The sequence below is a fragment of the Acidimicrobiales bacterium genome (assembly GCA_036270875.1).
Classification (GTDB): Bacteria; Actinomycetota; Acidimicrobiia; order Acidimicrobiales; family AC-9; genus AC-9.
On the sequence record DATBBR010000087.1, the window covers coordinates 1 to 14,791 of the forward strand.

Below are 14,791 nucleotides of genomic sequence, written 5' to 3' on the forward strand. Positions count from 1 at the left end.
ACCTGACAGGGAGCATCGGGCAGCCTCGACGCCACGGCCTCGTAGGCGTCGGCGAAGTTCCAGTTGGTCACGACCAACCTCCAGCACGCTCGACGGATTGGTGCTGCGGAGATCTGACCCTACCCCTGCCGCCTCGTGTCGTCGGCAGGCGCCGGGTGTGGCCGCCCAGTGTCGGCCCGGCTCCGACCGGTCGGGGGCCGGAGGATCCAGGGTCCCGGCGCCGAATAGTTTCCTGCGACCGCTCGTCGGGTAGTGACCCGAGGCCTGCGGTCACCGCGTGCCGATGATGTTCGGCCGCATCCGCCAGCCGAAGGAGCGCCACAGAATGATCCGCTACCTGTTCCGTCGGGTGAACACGACCTTCCTCGGTAAGCCCACCTGTGACGTGTCGAAGTGCGGACGCCAGACGGTCGGGTTCTCGGAACTGTGCCGCGAGCACACCCTCGCGGCCATGGCCGGCCGAAGCTTCGCCTAGGGCGGCGCCGACGGAAGCCCGGCCGAGGGGGTTCAGGGCGGCGGCCGCGAAGTGCGAATGGCTCTGCTGATCGGGACCTCGGGATGGCAGTACCGGTCGTGGCGGGAGAACTTCTACCCGGACGGACTGCCCCAGGCCCGCTGGCTCGAGCACTACGCCGCCCGGTTCCAGACCGTCGAGGTGAACAACGCCTTCTATCGCCTCCCCGAGGCCCGGACCTTCGCCGAGTGGGCGCGCCGGACCCCTGACGACTTTGTAGTGGCGGTGAAGATGAGCCGCTATCTCACTCACGTACGCCGCCTTCGGGAACCGGCCGAACCGGTGCAGCTGTTCCTCTCGAGGGCGCGCCAGTTGGGCTCCAAGCTGGGGCCCGTCCTGCTCCAGCTGCCCCCGACGCTGCGTGCCGATGCAGGGGCGCTCGCTGCGACGCTCGCCTGCTTTCCATCCGCCGTCCGCGTGGCCGTGGAGCTGCGCCACGAGTCCTGGTTCACTGACGAGACCGCCGAGCTGCTCGCCAGGCACGGGGCCGCACTCTGCCTGGCCGACGGCCCCCGGCTGCGGACCCCGCTGTGGCGCACCGCCGATTGGGGCTACCTCAGGTTGCACGAGGGGCGCGCCAGCCCCCGGCCGTGCTACGGGCGCGCCGCCCTGTCGGCGTGGGCCCGCCGGCTGGCGGACACTTGGGCGCCCGACGCCGACGTCTTCGCCTTCTTCAACAACGACGAGCGGTGCTGCGCGGTGCGCGACGCGACCGTGCTCGCGAGGATGGCGGGGCCGGCGGGGCTGCAGCCGACCCGTGTCCCGAAGACGAGCGAGGTCCGCGTCAGCTAGACCGTCCGTGGTGGCTGACGCCGGGACGCTCGACGCGACGTTGGGAGGTGCGGTCAGGACGGTGGGGATAATGGGGCCATGACGGGTCGACCTGTCCGAGGTGTCGCCGGCCTCCTTCTGACGGGGGGATCCAGCCGGCGAATGGGGGGACGGGACAAGGCCACGCTTCTCGTTGGAGGGCGGTCCCTGGCGGCGCGCGTGGGCGCGTCTCTGTCGGAGGTGGCCGCGCCTGTGCTCGAGGTGGGGCCCGGCCGGAGCGGGCTGCCCCTGGCGCCCGAGGACCGGCCCGGAGCGGGACCACTCACGGCCCTGGTGGCGGGGTGGAGCGCCTTGACGGAGGGTGGCCATCGAGGTCCCGTCGTCATCGTGGCCTGCGACCTGCCGCGGGTGTCCGAGCCGCTCCTCCGCCTCATCGCCAGCCACCCCGGCTCGGGCAGCGTCGTGCCCGTCGTCGACGGTCGCCCTCAGCCGCTGTGCGCCCGGTTCAGCGCCTCGGCGCTCGGTCACGGCGCCGTGATGGTGGGCGCCGGACGTCGGTCGCTGGGGCCACTCTTGGAGCACCATGACGTGCACTGGCTGGAGCCGTCGGAATGGAGCGGTGTCGCTGACGGCACTGACTTCGCGGACGTCGACACACCGGCCGATCTGGCCCGGCTCGGGCTGCTGCCGCGATGAGCCGGCTGGTTGCGTCGACCAATGTGCTGGCCGTCCGGGCTGGTCGCCACGTCGAGCTCCCCGACCGGTTGGCCGCCGAGGAGCCCATGGAGATCCGCGTCGGCGGACCCGGGGAGAAGCCCAGGGCGGTGAGCGTCACGATGCGGACACCCGGCCACGACTTCGAGCTGGCCGTCGGGTTCCTACGGTCGGAGGGAATCGTGGCGTCGAGCGCCGACGTCACGTCGGTGCGCTATTGCGACGCCGCTCCAGGAGACGAGCAGCGCTACAACATCGTCACCGTGCAGCTCACCCGACCGCCGGCGTTGGACGGTGTCCAGCGGAGGTTCTCGGTGACGGCCAGCTGCGGTATCTGCGGCACGACCACCCTCGACCAGCTCCGGCGCCGGTGCGACCCACTGAGGCCGGGCCCTTCCGTGGCCGTCTCGACGATCCTCGCCCTGCCGGATGCCCTCCGCGACTCACAGCGGTTGTTCGAGCAGACGGGTGGTCTTCACGCCGCCGGGCTGTCGGACCCCGAAGGGACCATGCTGTCCGTCCGCGAGGACGTGGGCCGCCACAACGCCGTCGACAAGCTCGTCGGACGCGGCCTGCTCGACGACGCGCTGCCCATGGACGATCGGCTGCTCGTGGTCTCGGGCCGGGTGAGCTTCGAGATCGTCCAGAAGGCTGCCCTGGCCGGGATCCCCATACTCGCCGCCGTGTCCGCACCCACGAGCCTGGCTGTGACCACCGCCCGTGATCTCGGGATGACCATGGTCGGCTTCATCCGCGGCCCCAGGGCCAACGTCTACAGCCACCCGGAGCGGATCGACCTCGCCCGCTGAGACGGGCCCTGTACGGATTCGGGTCTCCGCGGGTCGCGGGCTAGCATCTGTCCTCCGACCATGACCCAGAGCGTCGAAGGTGTGAGCTACCTGGCTGCGTTCGGCGGCGGCGTCGTCTCGTTCGCGTCCCCGTGCGTGCTGCCGATCGTCCCCGCCTACCTATCGGTCATCACCGGCCTCGACCTGGCGGAGGTGCGATCCGGCGCCCGCCACCACCTGGGCCGAATCACCCGGGACACGAGCCTCTTCATCGCCGGCTTCTCGGTGGTGTTCATCCTGCTGGGACTGTCGGCGACGGCGGTCGGCGAGGTGCTGTTCCGCAACCACGTGCTGCTCACCCGCCTCTCGGGCGCCGCTGTCCTGGCGATGGCCCTCTTCCTGGTCGGCTCCCTGGCGGTCAGCTCCCGGTCTGGCCGCCCCGGCCGGCTTCGGGCGCCGTGGATGTACGGCGAAGCTCGCTTCCATCCCAGCCCGTCCCGCTTCGGCCCTCTGGCTGCGCCCGTGGCCGGAGCTGCCTTCGGCTTCGGGTGGACCCCGTGCATCGGGCCGATCCTGGCCTCGGTCCTGGCCGTCGCCGCTGCGCAGGGGCGCTCGCTCGAGGGTGCCACCCTGCTGGCCTGCTACTCCCTCGGACTCGGCCTGCCATTCCTGGTCACCGGATTGGCCTTCGGTCGCCTCGCCGGCGCCTTCGACTGGGTCAAGCGACACTTCGCCGTCCTGACGCTCTCCTCGGCCGTGGTCCTGGCCGGCTTCGGGATCCTGCTCGCCCTCGACCGGCTCACCTGGGTCACGACCCAGCTCCAGACGGCCCTCCAGGCGGTGGGGCTCGGGCGACTGGTGTCCCTCGGATGAGGGGGGACGGGGCGCCTCCGGGCGGCCCGGCGCCGTAGTGTGAGGCAATGACCGCGCTCCCCCTGCCGGTGGTCCACGACGCCGACTCGCACGTCATGGAGCCGCCCGACTGGTTCACGGCCTACGCCGATCCGGGTCTCGGCGCCCGGCTGCGGCCCGCCTACGAGCTGAACCGCGCCGAGCGCGAGGAGCTGGACCGCCACCGGGAGCTGCACGCCGACCCGGCCTACCGCGCCGAGGACGAAGCGCAGGTGTGGCTGCGCAAGAACTGGCGCGCCACCGGATCGATGATCGCCGAGGACCGGTCGAGGGCCCTGGACCTGCTGGGCTTCGCCAGCCAGCTCGTCTTCAACACCTTCACCAACAAGGAGCTGGTGCGGGTCGAGCACGGTGGCGATGTCGAGTACGCCTACGGCCTGGCCCGAGCGCACAACCGGGCGATGGTCGACTTCTGCTTCGCCGACCATCGGCTCCTGGCGGTTGGCTACGTGCCCCTCGTGGACTTCGAGCTGGCCGCAGCGACGGCGGCCGACGCCATCGAGCTCGGCTGCAAGGCGCTCATGATCCCGTCTGCCTGCCCGCCGGGTCACAGCCCGAGCCACGTCTCGCTCGACCCGGTGTGGGCCCGAGCCCAGGAGGCGCGGCTGCCGGTGGTGTTCCACGTCGGTGGCGGCGGGCAGCTGCTCGACCCGAGCTACTTCGAGAACGGGCTCCCGCCGGTCCCCGACTTCCACGGTGGCGACGGCAACTTCCGCTCGATCGACTACATGGCCATCCCGTATCCGCCCATGCAGACGCTCGCCACGATGATCATCGATGGCGTGCTGGACCGGTACCCGGAGCTGCGGGTCGGCGTGATCGAGCAGGGTGCGTCCTGGGTGCCGGGGTGGATGCGGTCGATGGACTCCGCCGCCACCGCCTTCATGCGGAACGAGGAGCGGCTCCAGCGCCTTTCCCTCAAGCCCAGCGAGCTGGTCCGCCGCCAGGTCCGGGTGACTCCCTACCCGCACGAGGACGCCGGCTGGATCATCGAGAACGCCGGTGACGAGGTCTGTCTGTTCTCATCCGACTATCCACACGTCGAAGGCGGACGCAATCCCCTCGGGCGTTTCGAAGCGTCACTCGCCGGGCTCCCCCAGGTGTCCAAGCAGCGCTTCTACTGCGACAACTTTGCCGACCTGATGGGCCCCCACCTGCCCACCTGAGGGGCGGACGGCAACACGACGACCGCCCGCGTCAGGGCTGCTCGGTCTCGGGCCGGAGCTTGCGGGCATCCACCCATCCCGACCAACCATCGGCGGACAGGACGTTGGCCCACTGACCGCGGTGCTCGACGACCCGCACGGCAAGCTCGGGATCGAGGCTCGTCACGTCCCCCGCGTCGGCCACAGGGATGGCTCTCGCCTTCATCCCCTCCGGTGGCACGCGGTGCGTCGGCTTCCAGTCTGCCGCGGGTTGGGGCTGGCCCGCCCCTGGCGCCAGGGCCGGCACCGGCTCGGTCATCTCCTCGTCGGGGTCAGACGAGAGCGTCACCCACCCTGTGGCTCCGGGCGCTCCGGCGTGAGCGAAGGACAGGTCGGGTGTGAAGGCCGGTCGGGGCGGGAGCACAGGGATGGGCTGGTCATGACCACGCCGGCTGTCGCCACGCCGGTCACGCCAGAGGCTGGCCAGGCCGACGGCGCCCGAGGCCACGGCGACGGTCAGGAGGAGCCCGACGAGCCAGAGGGCGAGGGTCGTGGTGGTGGATCGCGCCGAGCGATGCTTCGGGCTGGTGGCCGCCTGATCTGCCAGCGGCGTGATCGCACCAACCCGGTCGGGGGTGACGGTCGCCTCGCTGCCGGTCGAGAGCTGGAATGCCCGCAGGGCGGGATTCACCGGCGCCACCTCGACCGTGTCCTGGGTCACCCCGACCGTGCTCGTCCTGGTCGCGGGGTCCTCACCGATGGTGAAGTCGGTGCCCGTCACGGTGGCCCGGACGGCTTCGGTCGACGCCACGAAGCTGTACCAGCCCTTCTCGGCCGCCGGGAACCAGAAGCGGGCGAAACCCTGCTGCACGCTCATCGTCGGCGTCGGGTCGGCATCGATCGAGATCGTGGTCGCGACTGGAGGAACCGACTGGTGACCGCGGACGAAGATTCGGGGCGTGGCGTCGTAGATGTCCGTCATGCCGCCTTGCAACCATCGGATGGTGACCGGGTGCGCGGCCGAAGACGAGCCACTTGATCCAGTAGTGCTCAACTGGTCGCCCCGTTGCAGGCTCTGGCCCACCTGGGCCGGGCTTTCGGTCCCATCGCCGCTCCGTACCAGCAGGCCGTCCCCCGTGCTCACGACGACGGCCAGCACGGTGGGGACCGCCGGTCCTGTCTGGGCCTGGGGTTCCGTCGTGTTCGTGGAGGGAAGGATCGTCGTGCTCGGAACCGAGGTGGACGGCGCCGGGACGGTCGCCGCCGGCGCACCTGTCGTCGTGGTCCGGGGCGGCGAGGTCGTGGTCGGGGGCGGCGTGGTGGTGGTCGGGGGAGGCGACGTGGTGGTTGTCGGCGACGTGGTCGGAGGCGTCGACGGGGGTGGCGTGGGATCCGCCACCGCCGCCTCGGGGCCGACGCCGCTCGCGATGGCAAATGAGCCAAGACCACCGCCGAGAACCAGCGCCACGGCGAGCCCGGGGGCGAAGGGTCGCAGCCTCGGGTCGACCCGGCGCACTGACATGGGCTACCCCCTCGTGCGCTCGACCGAGTGTCTACCAGGCACGGCCCGGCCGCAACCTGACGGCTGCAGCAGTTCGACGGGGTCCGCGGGGGTCCCTGTGCGCGCCGCGGCCGGCCCTCCACCTGGTCCCATACACCTTATTGTGCCGGTGCCGGCCGGCCGAGCGCGAGCGGGAGCCCCGCGAGCTCAGGAGTAGCAGTAGGAGTCCGAGGAGGCGTCTCCGCCCTGGAGACGGACCTGGTGGACGCGCAGACCCCGGAAGTCGGTGACGAAGAAGTCGGGATCGAAGGTGATCCCGCCGCCCGGGTCGACGTCGAGCTTGGCCATCCAGGACCCGACCCCATCTGGATAGAACTGATCGTCCCAGGCTCCGTACAGCGAGTTGGTGAAGTACACCCGCCGTCCGTCGCGGCTGACCTCGACCATCTGCGGGCCGCCGCTGAGCGGAGCGTCGGAGGCCGGATGAGGCGTGCGACCGGCGATTCCCCCGATTCGCACCGACCCCGTGAGTGCCGGTGACAGCGGATCGGACACGTCGTACTGACGCATCTCGCCGGTGCCCCAGCACGACACGTACAGGTGGCGGTCGTCGACAGACAGATCGATGTCGGTGACGAGCGGTGGCACCGCCCCGAAGGACTGGAGCAAGGGGGGAAGCGCGCTGGCGTCAGCCGGCTCGGCGGGGATCTCGATGACCTTGGTGATTCCCCACTGGTCACCGTCCCGGTGCCAGGCCCAGATCGAGGCCGAGAGATCCTCCACGTTCACCACGACCCCGACGAAGCCGAAGGCCTTCGCCGGATCGTGCGCAGGACGGAGCTCGAGGGTCATCTGATAGTTGTCGCCCAGGTCCAAGGTCTGGAGGTGACGGCGCTCGTGCAGGTCCCAGATGTGGATGGCGTGGCCGTACTTGCGGCCGAGCAGCAGCTCGGGGACGATACCGTCCTCGATCATCCCGGGCGTTCCCCATTCACTCGTCACCATCACGCCCTGGTTGAGATGCCACCAGAAGTCGTACGCCAGCCACTGGGGCCCGCGGTCGACCTCCCACTGGCCGACGACGGCGAAGGAGTCGTGATCGAGCATGGCGATGCCCCCGGGTCCGTCCCCATCGGCGCTGCCCAGGGCGCTCAGGTACAGCCCGTCGGGTCCACAGTGCAGTGTGTGCGGTCGGGAGTACCCAGCTGCCTTGGCCAGCTCGTCGGCGTCGACGACCTTGACGAGGTTGGGTCGCCGGGGGTCGGGCTTGGTGTCGATCACGTTGATGCGCGACGAGCGGATGCCGGGGACCAGGAGATAGCGGCGCTCCATCTGGGCCGCGTCGTGGCCGGTGTGGCAGAGCGCCGAGCTGCAGGCGTTCCAACCGAAGTGGTGCAGCTCGTCGCCCGCATTGGGCATGTCGAGCCAGCCGACGACCTGACCGAAGTCGGCCGAGCTCTTGTCGACATCGACGACCGTCAGCGCATCGGGTCGGTCGCCCTCTCCCCTGCTGAACGCGGCCACGTAGGCGAGCTGCTCGGGCGCGGCCGCTGCCGCCTCGCCGGGTGTGCGATAGAAGGTCGGGTCGGTGCTGGAGACGGACACGGAGCTCCCTTCGGCCGATCGTGCGACGAGACGAAAACTATGACCATTGGAATCAAGATTCCAATGGTCGTCGGCGCTATGGCGGGCTGGAGAGGAGGTCGAAGGCCTCGGCCAGCTGGGCAGCGTTGCGGGGCTCCAGGGTCTCCTTCCCGATGGCGTCGAGCACCAGCTCCATGACGGCCTCGGGGGCCCGGCCCTCACCGGAGCCGGCGAGGTGCCGGTACGCCCGCGCCAGCAAGAGCACCCGCTCGGCGGGTGTCAGCCCGGCGACCGACGTGGCGACGGTCGTGTCGTCGCGCTGGCTCTCCAGGTTGACGAGCTGGTGTCGTAGCTCGTCGAGCAGCTGGCCCTGGACCTCTCGCGCCGTCATGGCTCCAGCGTAGGGGCGAGGTCGGGTGCCGTCTCGCGGGCCAGCCGGAGGCCATCGCGGTCTTGGCTGGTGCCGGGGTGCTCTTCGGCTAGCCCTTCAGTTCCCAGCTGGACCAGTCGTTGTAATAGAGCGGATGGAATACGGCCGAGGAGAAGTTGATCCGGTTGGACATGAACTTCGGCACCTGCTCGTAGCCGAAGACGGCCTCGTACGCCTGCTTGGCCACGTACTGGTCGAGCTGCTGCCAGTCCGATGCCACCGACGACAGCTGGGTGGCCGGCACCGGGTAGAGCTTGGCCAGCGACGCCTGGATCTGGGGGTCGTTGACCATGCTGAAGTTCTGGTTCTTCACCGGCTGGATCGCGGTCCCGTCGAGGAGCAGGTAGAAGTCAGACGGGTTGGGGAAGTCCTGCGACCAGTCGGCGAACCCCGTCTGGGGGTTGGTGCTGGCGTTGCCGATGGTCGTGAAGTAGAGCGAGCTCTGGATGATCTTCGCGGTGGCGTTGAACCCGAGCTGGTTGAGGACGCTGGTGTAGTAGGTGACGAACTCCTGGCGGGGGCTTCGGTTCTGCCCCCACACCGTGATCGGCGTCCCCGCCAGGCCTGACTGCTGGACGAGCGCCTTGGCCTTGGTCAGGTTGGGCGCTCCGTTGGGGCCGCCGTAGGGGCACGGCGCCATCGGGTGGCCCGGCAGCTGGGGAGGCAGGAAGTAGCACCCTGCGGCGATGAACCCGCTCGTCAGCCGCTGGAGGACCCGCCGGTCGATCGCCATGTTGACGGCCTGGCGGACCAGCGGGTTGTCGAACGGCTTGGTCGTGGTGTTCATGAAGAAGTAGAAGGTCAGCGCGGCCGTCTCCTTGGCGAACCGGCTGCCGGCGCTCGACTGGATCTGGCTCAGCAGAGTCGGGGGGACGGTGTCGCCCGCATCGAAGTTGTCGGCCTGGTTGTTGAGGACCTGCTGGGCCTCGGTCAGCGTGTTGGACTGGACGTGCACGTTGATCGTCTGCAGGTGGCCCTGCGGGATGCCCGGAACGGCGAAGCGGCTGTTGCGCTGCATCGTGAACGACTGGTTGGGCACCACATTGGTGATCGTGTACGAGCCCACGCCCGGTGGGGGGCTGTTGCCCAGGTCGTTCATGGGCGTACCGGTGGGCACGAGGCCCGCTGCCGGGAAGGCGAGGATGTTGTCGAAGGCGCCGTAGGCCTTGATCAGCTGGATGGTGATCTGCCCGGTGGCGTCGTTGGTCGTGATGCCGCTGATCGACGGGGCCTTGCCGCTGTCGTAGTCAGAGGCGCCGACGATGTAGTCGGTGAAGAACGACTTGCCGCCCCAGCTGATCTTCATGGCCCGCTCGAGCGAGTAGGGGAAATCGGAGGCCTTGACGGGGGCCCCGTTGGAGTACGTGAGCCCGGGGCGCAGGGTCATCGTGTAGGTCAAGCCGTTGCTGCTGATCTGCGGCAGCGAGGTGGCCAGCCCTGGGATGAGCTGGGTGCCGGCCTGGCCGTTGGCGTGGGCGTAGGTCAGGAGGCCCGTATACGCGAGCCAATCAGCCTCGGCCGCCTGGTTGGTAAAGCCCAGTTGCGGGTCGAGGGAGTCCGGTGCCGTGCCCATGTTGACAGTCGCGGCGCCGCCGCGTGAGTTGACAGGGCTCCCCCTGGATCTGGTGCCTCCTCCTCCGCACGCGGCGAAGATCAGCGCCGAAGCCGCTGTGAGAGAGATCCCCAGTCGCAAGCTTCTGCTCACTGCCGACCTCCTTGTCGACGCGCCAGAAGGACCGATATTTCCCCCCCGCCCTACCCGTAAACCGGTCGGCGCTCCCCCGCCCCGGCCCGCTCTCGGCCGGGCTGGCACCAGATTCCGGTTTCACCTCCCCCATTCGGGGTAAGTTGGTTCCCCTCGGCCGCGGAGCGGCTCTGCGCGGTGGCGGCGAATGCCACCGAGGCCAGGAAGGACGGTGACGATGGAAGTCCGAACGGTCTCTGAGCTATCTGCACGCATCAACCGGCTCGAAGCGCGTGTCGCCGAGGATCGCCGGGTGATCGAGTCCCAACAACAGGCGATCGGGTTGCAGCAGGCGATGCTGCGCGATCTGTCCGATGCCTACGACCTGTTCGAGAGCGCCGTGATCGAGCTGGCGAACCACGACCTGGACGGCAGCTCCTCGAGCAGGCCGAACCTCCGCCTGCTGCACTAGGCCGCTCCACTCGCCGAATCGTCCGGGCCGCTCCGGGGGGGCGCATCGTTGCGCGCGAGACTGGCAGGGACGATGCCGGTGCCCGCGGAGGGTGGCATGAGCGCTGGAGGAAAACTTCGGTGCTGGGGGCGGGGCCGGGGCCGACGATCGCGCCTGGTGCGGCTCGCGGTGCTGGTCGGCGGCGTGGCCGCGGTGCGTGCGATCGGGTCGCGCTGGCTGTACACCGAGCAGCACCCGGCTCACCGCCGTGAGCCCGACGGTCGCGGCCAGGGCACCCTGCCCGTCGGCCGCGACGAGGAGGCATGCCGGTGCCGGGCCCGGGCCGGACACGTCGACGCCATGAGCGATCTCGGGGTGATCCTCGCGGAGCGGGGGGAGGTCGCCGAGGCGGAGGAGCTGTTCGTGGAGGCCGCCCGAGGCGGTCATGGCAGGGCCATGTACAACCTCGCCGTCCTGTCGGAGGCGAGCGACCCCGGCGACGCCGTGGAGTGGTACCTGCGCGCTGCCGGCGCAGGTGAGACAAATGCCATGTACAACCTCGGCGTGTGGCGGGACCAGCGGGGCGACACGACCGAGGCCGAGCGGTGGTACCGCCGGGCGGCCGGGGCCGAGCACGCCTGCGCCATGAACAACCTGGGCGTCATCCTCCAGCGACGGGGCGAGGTCGGCGAGGCGCGGGCCTGGTTTCAGCGCGCGGCCGAAAAGGGCGAGGTCGACGCCATGGGCAACCTAGGGGCGCTGCTCCAGCGCCGAGGGCAGGCAACGGAGGCCGAGGCGTGGTTCCGCCGGGCGGCCGAGTCTGGACAGGCCGATGCCATGAGCAGCCTCGGGGCGGTGCTCGAGATGCGGGACGAGACGGGCCAGGCCGAGGAGTGGTACCGCAGGGGTGCCGAGGCGAACAACGCGGGCGCCATGACCAATCTCGGCGTCCTACTGGCGAGCCGGGGCCAGGTCGAAGAGGCCGAGGAGTGGTACCGACGGGCGGCCGGAGCCGGGCAACCGCCGGCGATGACGAACCTGGCCGGGCTCCTCGCCGGCCGGGGCGAGGTCGAAGAGGCGGCAGGGTGGTATCAGCGGGCGGCGGCCGCGGGCGAGCCGCATGCCGTCCATGCGCTCGCGACCCGGCGCCAGCCCCGCGCCGCGGGCCTGCAGTACCGGTGGTCGAGGGTCTGAGGGTCGCGGCACCATAGAGTCGGGGGTGCGCCGATCCGGCGACTCACGGGGGTGGCGGTGAGCGACACCACGACGGGTACTGGCGGACTTTCCTTCTCCAGCTCCACCGGACGCTGGGTGCTACTGGCGACCGTGCTGGGCTCGGGCGTCGCTTTCCTGGACGCCACCGTCGTGAACGTGGCCCTGCCCAGCATCGGGCGGGACTTCGGCGTCGGTCTGGCCGACCTGCAGTGGACCGTCACGGGCTACACGCTCACCCTGTCGGCGTTCCTGCTGCTCGGCGGGGCCCTGGGCGACCGCTATGGCCGGCGACGGCTGTTCGTGATCGGCCTGGTGTGGTTCGCCGTCGCCTCGCTGGTGTGCGGGATTGCTCCGAACGCCCCGTTGCTCATCGTGGCCAGGGCGGTCCAGGGCATCGGTGGAGCACTGCTCACGCCGGGAAGCCTCGCCATCATCGAGGCGAGCTTCCGCCCTGCCGACCGCGGTCGCGCGATCGGGGCGTGGTCGGGGCTCGGTGGGGTCTTCGGCGCCATCGGCCCCCTCCTCGGGGGCGTGCTCGTGACCTTGGTGACCTGGAGGCTCGTGTTCTTCATCAACCTCCCACTGGCCGCGTTCGCCGTCTGGGTGGCAAGCCGTCACGTCCCCGAGACGTCGAAAGGCGGAGTGCAGGGTCCGCTCGACATCCAGGGCCCGGCGCTCGCCGTGCTCGGCCTCGGCGGGGTGACCTATTCGCTCATCGAGGGTCCGGCTCGGGGCTGGACGTCGGCGACCACCCTCGCCGTCATCGGCGCTGGCGGCGTCCTGCTCATCGCCTTCCTCGTCTACGAGAGCCGCGCCCGCGACCCACTCCTGCCGCTTTCGATCTTTCGCTCGCGGATCTTCGCCGGCGCCAACGAGGCCACATTCGCCATCTACGCGGCGTTGGGTACGGTCCTCTTCCTTGGTGTCCTCCAGCTCCAGCAAGCGCTGCACTACTCCGCGCTCGGGGCCGGCCTGGCACTCCTGCCTCTCACGTTGATCCTGCTGGCGCTGTCGTCCCGCTCAGGGAAGTTGGCCACCCAGATCGGGCCGAGGATCCCCATGACCGTCGGGCCGCTGGTGGCTGCGGTCGGGATGGCGCTGTTCGCGCGCGTCGTGCCTGGCGCGAGCTACGCCGCCAGCGTGCTGCCCGCCGCGGTCGTCCTCGGCCTGGGCATGACGCTCACGGTTCCCGCCCTGACCACGACCGCGCTGGGTGCGGTCTCGGCCGATCGGGCGGGGGTCGCCTCGGCTGTCAACAACGACGTCGCCCGCCTTGCTTCGTTGGCGGCCGTGGCGGTCATCCCGGCGCTGGCCGGCATCAGCACCGCCGGCTCCAGCGTCGACGCCGCCGCCTTCTCATCCGGTTTCCGGGTGGCGATGTTGATCTGCGCCGGGCTGTGCGCCTCCGCGGGGTTGATCTCCTTCGTGACCATTCGAGGACCGCGACGGGCCTGTACGCCGGCACCTGGCTTCGCCTGCTCCGTGAGCGGCCCGCCCGTCGGGGAGGAGGCATGGACTCCCCGGCCCGCGACGCTGGCGATGGAAGGCGGCGATGAGGGCGAGTGACTCGGATGAGCTGGCCGCCAAGCTCGGGCGGCCGGCGGCGAGCTTGTCCGGGTTCCGCGCCCTGACGGCGGACCAGATCGGACTGCTGAGCGACGCCATCGACAAGGCGGCGGCAGCGCGCCGGCGGGCCGTCGACGAGGCCTTCCGCGCCGCGCTCCCCCGGCTGCCCCGCCGGCTCCTCGTCTGGACCCTGCGGCTGGCAGAAGGTGGCGCCGGTGCGCCGAAGAACGGCGAGGGCGGCACCTCGTGAGCCAGCTGGCAGTTCGCTCCGAGCTGGACAAGCTCGGCTTGGCGCTCGGCGTCGACACGGAAGCTCTCGGCTTCCTCGATCACGTCGCCGCTGAGCAGCTGCAAGCCATGCGAGTGGCGATCTACGAGGTGCTGTACCGCGAGGATCGGGTGCTGTTCCGGCGAATGGGTGCGGTGGCCAAGCGCCTGCCCGTCGGCCTTGCGCTCCAGATCGCCGAGCGCCTCGGGCCCCTGTTGACGGCGAGGGTCGCATCGGAGATGCCCTCCGGGCGCGGGGTCGAGATCGCGAAGCGGATGTCGGCGACCTTCGCCGCCGACGTCTGCGTCGACCTCGACCCCCGGCGCACGCGTGACCTGATCGCCCACCTGCCCACGGGCTGGATGGTCGAGGTGGCGCTGGAGCTGGCCCGGCGCCGCGACTTCGTGACGATGAGCCGGTTCGTGGATTTCGTGTCGGACGAGGCTGTACAGGGTGTCGTCGCGGCACTGCAGGACGAGGCGTCCTTGCTGCGGGTCGCCTTCTATATGGGCGCCAAGAACCGCATGGACCATTTCTTCCGCATGCTTCCTCCGAAGCGCCTCGAAGGGCTGATCTTGCGGGTGGAGGACGAACCGGACGAGCTGCTGCCGGCCCTGCTGTCACTGCTGATCCACGTGAGCTACGACCTCAAGCGGGAGCTCGGCAACATCGCCGCCGCCCAGGATGAGTCCGTGCTCACCGGCTACGTGCGAGCGACCCAGCGACTGGACCTGTGGCCGGACATCCTGCCCGTGGTCGGAGCCATGTCCGAGCCCTTCCGCGGCAAGGTCGTGAACCTGCCGATCCTGAGCGAGCCCGCCGTGCAGGAGCGGGTCGTGGGGGCGGCTGACGACCACGGGCTGTGGGGCATTCTCCTGCCTCTCGTGCAGATGATGAACGCCAGCACTCGAGCAGCACTCGCCGGGATCATCGCGGCCAGGGACGGCGCCACGCTCCAGGGTGCGGGCGACGCCGCGCTCATGGGAGAGCAGTGGGACAGCCTGCTCGACCTGGTGGCGCTGATGCCGTCGGCCAAGCAGGAGGAGCTGGTGGCGATCGTCTGCGCCTTCGGGGAGGTGGACCCCGACCTCCTGCGGAGGGTCGCCGCCGGCGCCGGTCAGCGCGGCCTCGGGGGCAGGTTCGAGGCTGCAGGCGTGCCGCCAACGCTGTGACAGGCACGAGCGGTGAGACGCCGGCCAGGTTGGCAGACCCCGGCACACTGCCGTTGTTTCACCTTTGGTCGAAAAG

The 14,791-nt window shown here is 70.3% G+C and carries 15 protein-coding genes; 11 read left to right on the forward strand and 4 right to left on the reverse strand.

The genetic code is table 11. The annotated features are described in order from the left end of the window. The first annotated feature begins 277 nt into the window (after nucleotides 1-277). From VH112_10095 to VH112_10120, 6 genes are all read left to right on the forward strand, one after another. Nucleotides 278-475, forward strand: a complete 198-nt coding sequence (locus VH112_10095) for a hypothetical protein (protein ID HEX4540583.1) — start codon at nucleotides 278-280, stop codon at nucleotides 473-475. Between the two features lie 57 nt (nucleotides 476-532). Further along, on the forward strand, nucleotides 533-1,306 hold the full coding sequence (locus tag VH112_10100; protein HEX4540584.1) for a DUF72 domain-containing protein: 774 nt from the start codon (nucleotides 533-535) through the stop codon (nucleotides 1,304-1,306). Nucleotides 1,307-1,384: 78 nt separating this feature from the next. Continuing rightward, nucleotides 1,385-1,981 (forward strand): molybdenum cofactor guanylyltransferase, encoded by a 597-nt coding sequence (locus VH112_10105; GenBank protein HEX4540585.1) that lies wholly within the window; start codon nucleotides 1,385-1,387, stop codon nucleotides 1,979-1,981. Further along, the gene (gene fdhD, locus VH112_10110) at nucleotides 1,978-2,808 is read left to right on the forward strand and encodes a formate dehydrogenase accessory sulfurtransferase FdhD (GenBank protein HEX4540586.1); all 831 of its coding nucleotides are present in this window, start codon (nucleotides 1,978-1,980) and stop codon (nucleotides 2,806-2,808) included. The genes VH112_10105 and fdhD overlap by 4 nt, the downstream gene beginning before the upstream one ends. A 60-nt stretch (nucleotides 2,809-2,868) precedes the next feature. Next, a complete protein-coding gene (locus VH112_10115; protein ID HEX4540587.1) occupies nucleotides 2,869-3,660 on the forward strand; it encodes a cytochrome c biogenesis protein CcdA in 792 nt (263 codons plus the stop codon). Between the two features lie 47 nt (nucleotides 3,661-3,707). After that, nucleotides 3,708-4,865, forward strand: coding sequence for an amidohydrolase family protein (locus tag VH112_10120; GenBank protein HEX4540588.1), 1,158 nt, complete (start codon nucleotides 3,708-3,710; stop codon nucleotides 4,863-4,865). Nucleotides 4,866-4,896: 31 nt separating this feature from the next. Here the strand turns inward: VH112_10120 and VH112_10125 are convergent, their stop codons facing one another. The 4 genes from VH112_10125 to VH112_10140 all read right to left on the reverse strand — a co-directional run bounded on the left by VH112_10125 (nucleotide 4,897) and on the right by VH112_10140 (nucleotide 10,064). Next, a complete protein-coding gene (locus VH112_10125) occupies nucleotides 4,897-6,366 on the reverse strand; it encodes a hypothetical protein (protein ID HEX4540589.1) in 1,470 nt (489 codons plus the stop codon). A 186-nt stretch (nucleotides 6,367-6,552) separates the two neighbouring features. Next, on the reverse strand, nucleotides 6,553-7,950 hold the full coding sequence (locus VH112_10130; protein ID HEX4540590.1) for a selenium-binding protein SBP56-related protein: 1,398 nt from the start codon (nucleotides 7,948-7,950) through the stop codon (nucleotides 6,553-6,555). A 76-nt stretch (nucleotides 7,951-8,026) separates the two neighbouring features. Next, a complete protein-coding gene (locus VH112_10135; GenBank protein ID HEX4540591.1) occupies nucleotides 8,027-8,320 on the reverse strand; it encodes a hypothetical protein in 294 nt (97 codons plus the stop codon). Between the two features lie 88 nt (nucleotides 8,321-8,408). After that, nucleotides 8,409-10,064: an ABC transporter substrate-binding protein gene (locus tag VH112_10140; GenBank protein HEX4540592.1), complete on the reverse strand. Its 1,656-nt coding sequence runs from the start codon at nucleotides 10,062-10,064 to the stop codon at nucleotides 8,409-8,411. Between the two features lie 217 nt (nucleotides 10,065-10,281). On the opposite strand from VH112_10140, the gene VH112_10145 reads away from it, so the two are divergent. From VH112_10145 to VH112_10165, 5 genes are all read left to right on the forward strand, one after another. Then, nucleotides 10,282-10,515, forward strand: coding sequence for a hypothetical protein (locus VH112_10145; protein HEX4540593.1), 234 nt, complete (start codon nucleotides 10,282-10,284; stop codon nucleotides 10,513-10,515). A gap of 156 nt (nucleotides 10,516-10,671) precedes the next feature. Then, complete coding sequence (locus VH112_10150; GenBank protein HEX4540594.1) at nucleotides 10,672-11,688, forward strand: tetratricopeptide repeat protein; 1,017 nt, start codon at nucleotides 10,672-10,674, stop codon at nucleotides 11,686-11,688. 57 nt (nucleotides 11,689-11,745) lie between these two features. Further along, entirely contained in the window at nucleotides 11,746-13,275 is a 1,530-nt protein-coding gene (locus VH112_10155) for a DHA2 family efflux MFS transporter permease subunit (GenBank protein HEX4540595.1), read from the forward strand. Beyond that, complete coding sequence (locus VH112_10160; protein HEX4540596.1) at nucleotides 13,262-13,525, forward strand: hypothetical protein; 264 nt, start codon at nucleotides 13,262-13,264, stop codon at nucleotides 13,523-13,525. Before VH112_10155 ends, VH112_10160 begins: the two co-directional genes overlap by 14 nt. Continuing rightward, entirely contained in the window at nucleotides 13,522-14,715 is a 1,194-nt protein-coding gene (locus VH112_10165) for a hypothetical protein (GenBank protein HEX4540597.1), read from the forward strand. Before VH112_10160 ends, VH112_10165 begins: the two co-directional genes overlap by 4 nt. Nucleotides 14,716-14,791: the final 76 nt, after the last annotated feature.

Coding starts and splice junctions, on each gene's coding strand:
- VH112_10100 (HEX4540584.1), top strand. CDS start 533: ATGGCTCTGCTGATCGGGACCTCGGGATGGCAGTACCGGTCGTGGCGG.
- VH112_10105 (HEX4540585.1), top strand. CDS start 1,385: ATGACGGGTCGACCTGTCCGAGGTGTCGCCGGCCTCCTTCTGACGGGG.
- fdhD (HEX4540586.1), top strand. CDS start 1,978: ATGAGCCGGCTGGTTGCGTCGACCAATGTGCTGGCCGTCCGGGCTGGT.
- VH112_10115 (HEX4540587.1), top strand. CDS start 2,869: ATGACCCAGAGCGTCGAAGGTGTGAGCTACCTGGCTGCGTTCGGCGGC.
- VH112_10120 (HEX4540588.1), top strand. CDS start 3,708: ATGACCGCGCTCCCCCTGCCGGTGGTCCACGACGCCGACTCGCACGTC.
- VH112_10125 (HEX4540589.1), bottom strand. CDS start 6,366: ATGTCAGTGCGCCGGGTCGACCCGAGGCTGCGACCCTTCGCCCCCGGG.
- VH112_10135 (HEX4540591.1), bottom strand. CDS start 8,320: ATGACGGCGCGAGAGGTCCAGGGCCAGCTGCTCGACGAGCTACGACAC.
- VH112_10145 (HEX4540593.1), top strand. CDS start 10,282: ATGGAAGTCCGAACGGTCTCTGAGCTATCTGCACGCATCAACCGGCTC.
- VH112_10160 (HEX4540596.1), top strand. CDS start 13,262: ATGAGGGCGAGTGACTCGGATGAGCTGGCCGCCAAGCTCGGGCGGCCG.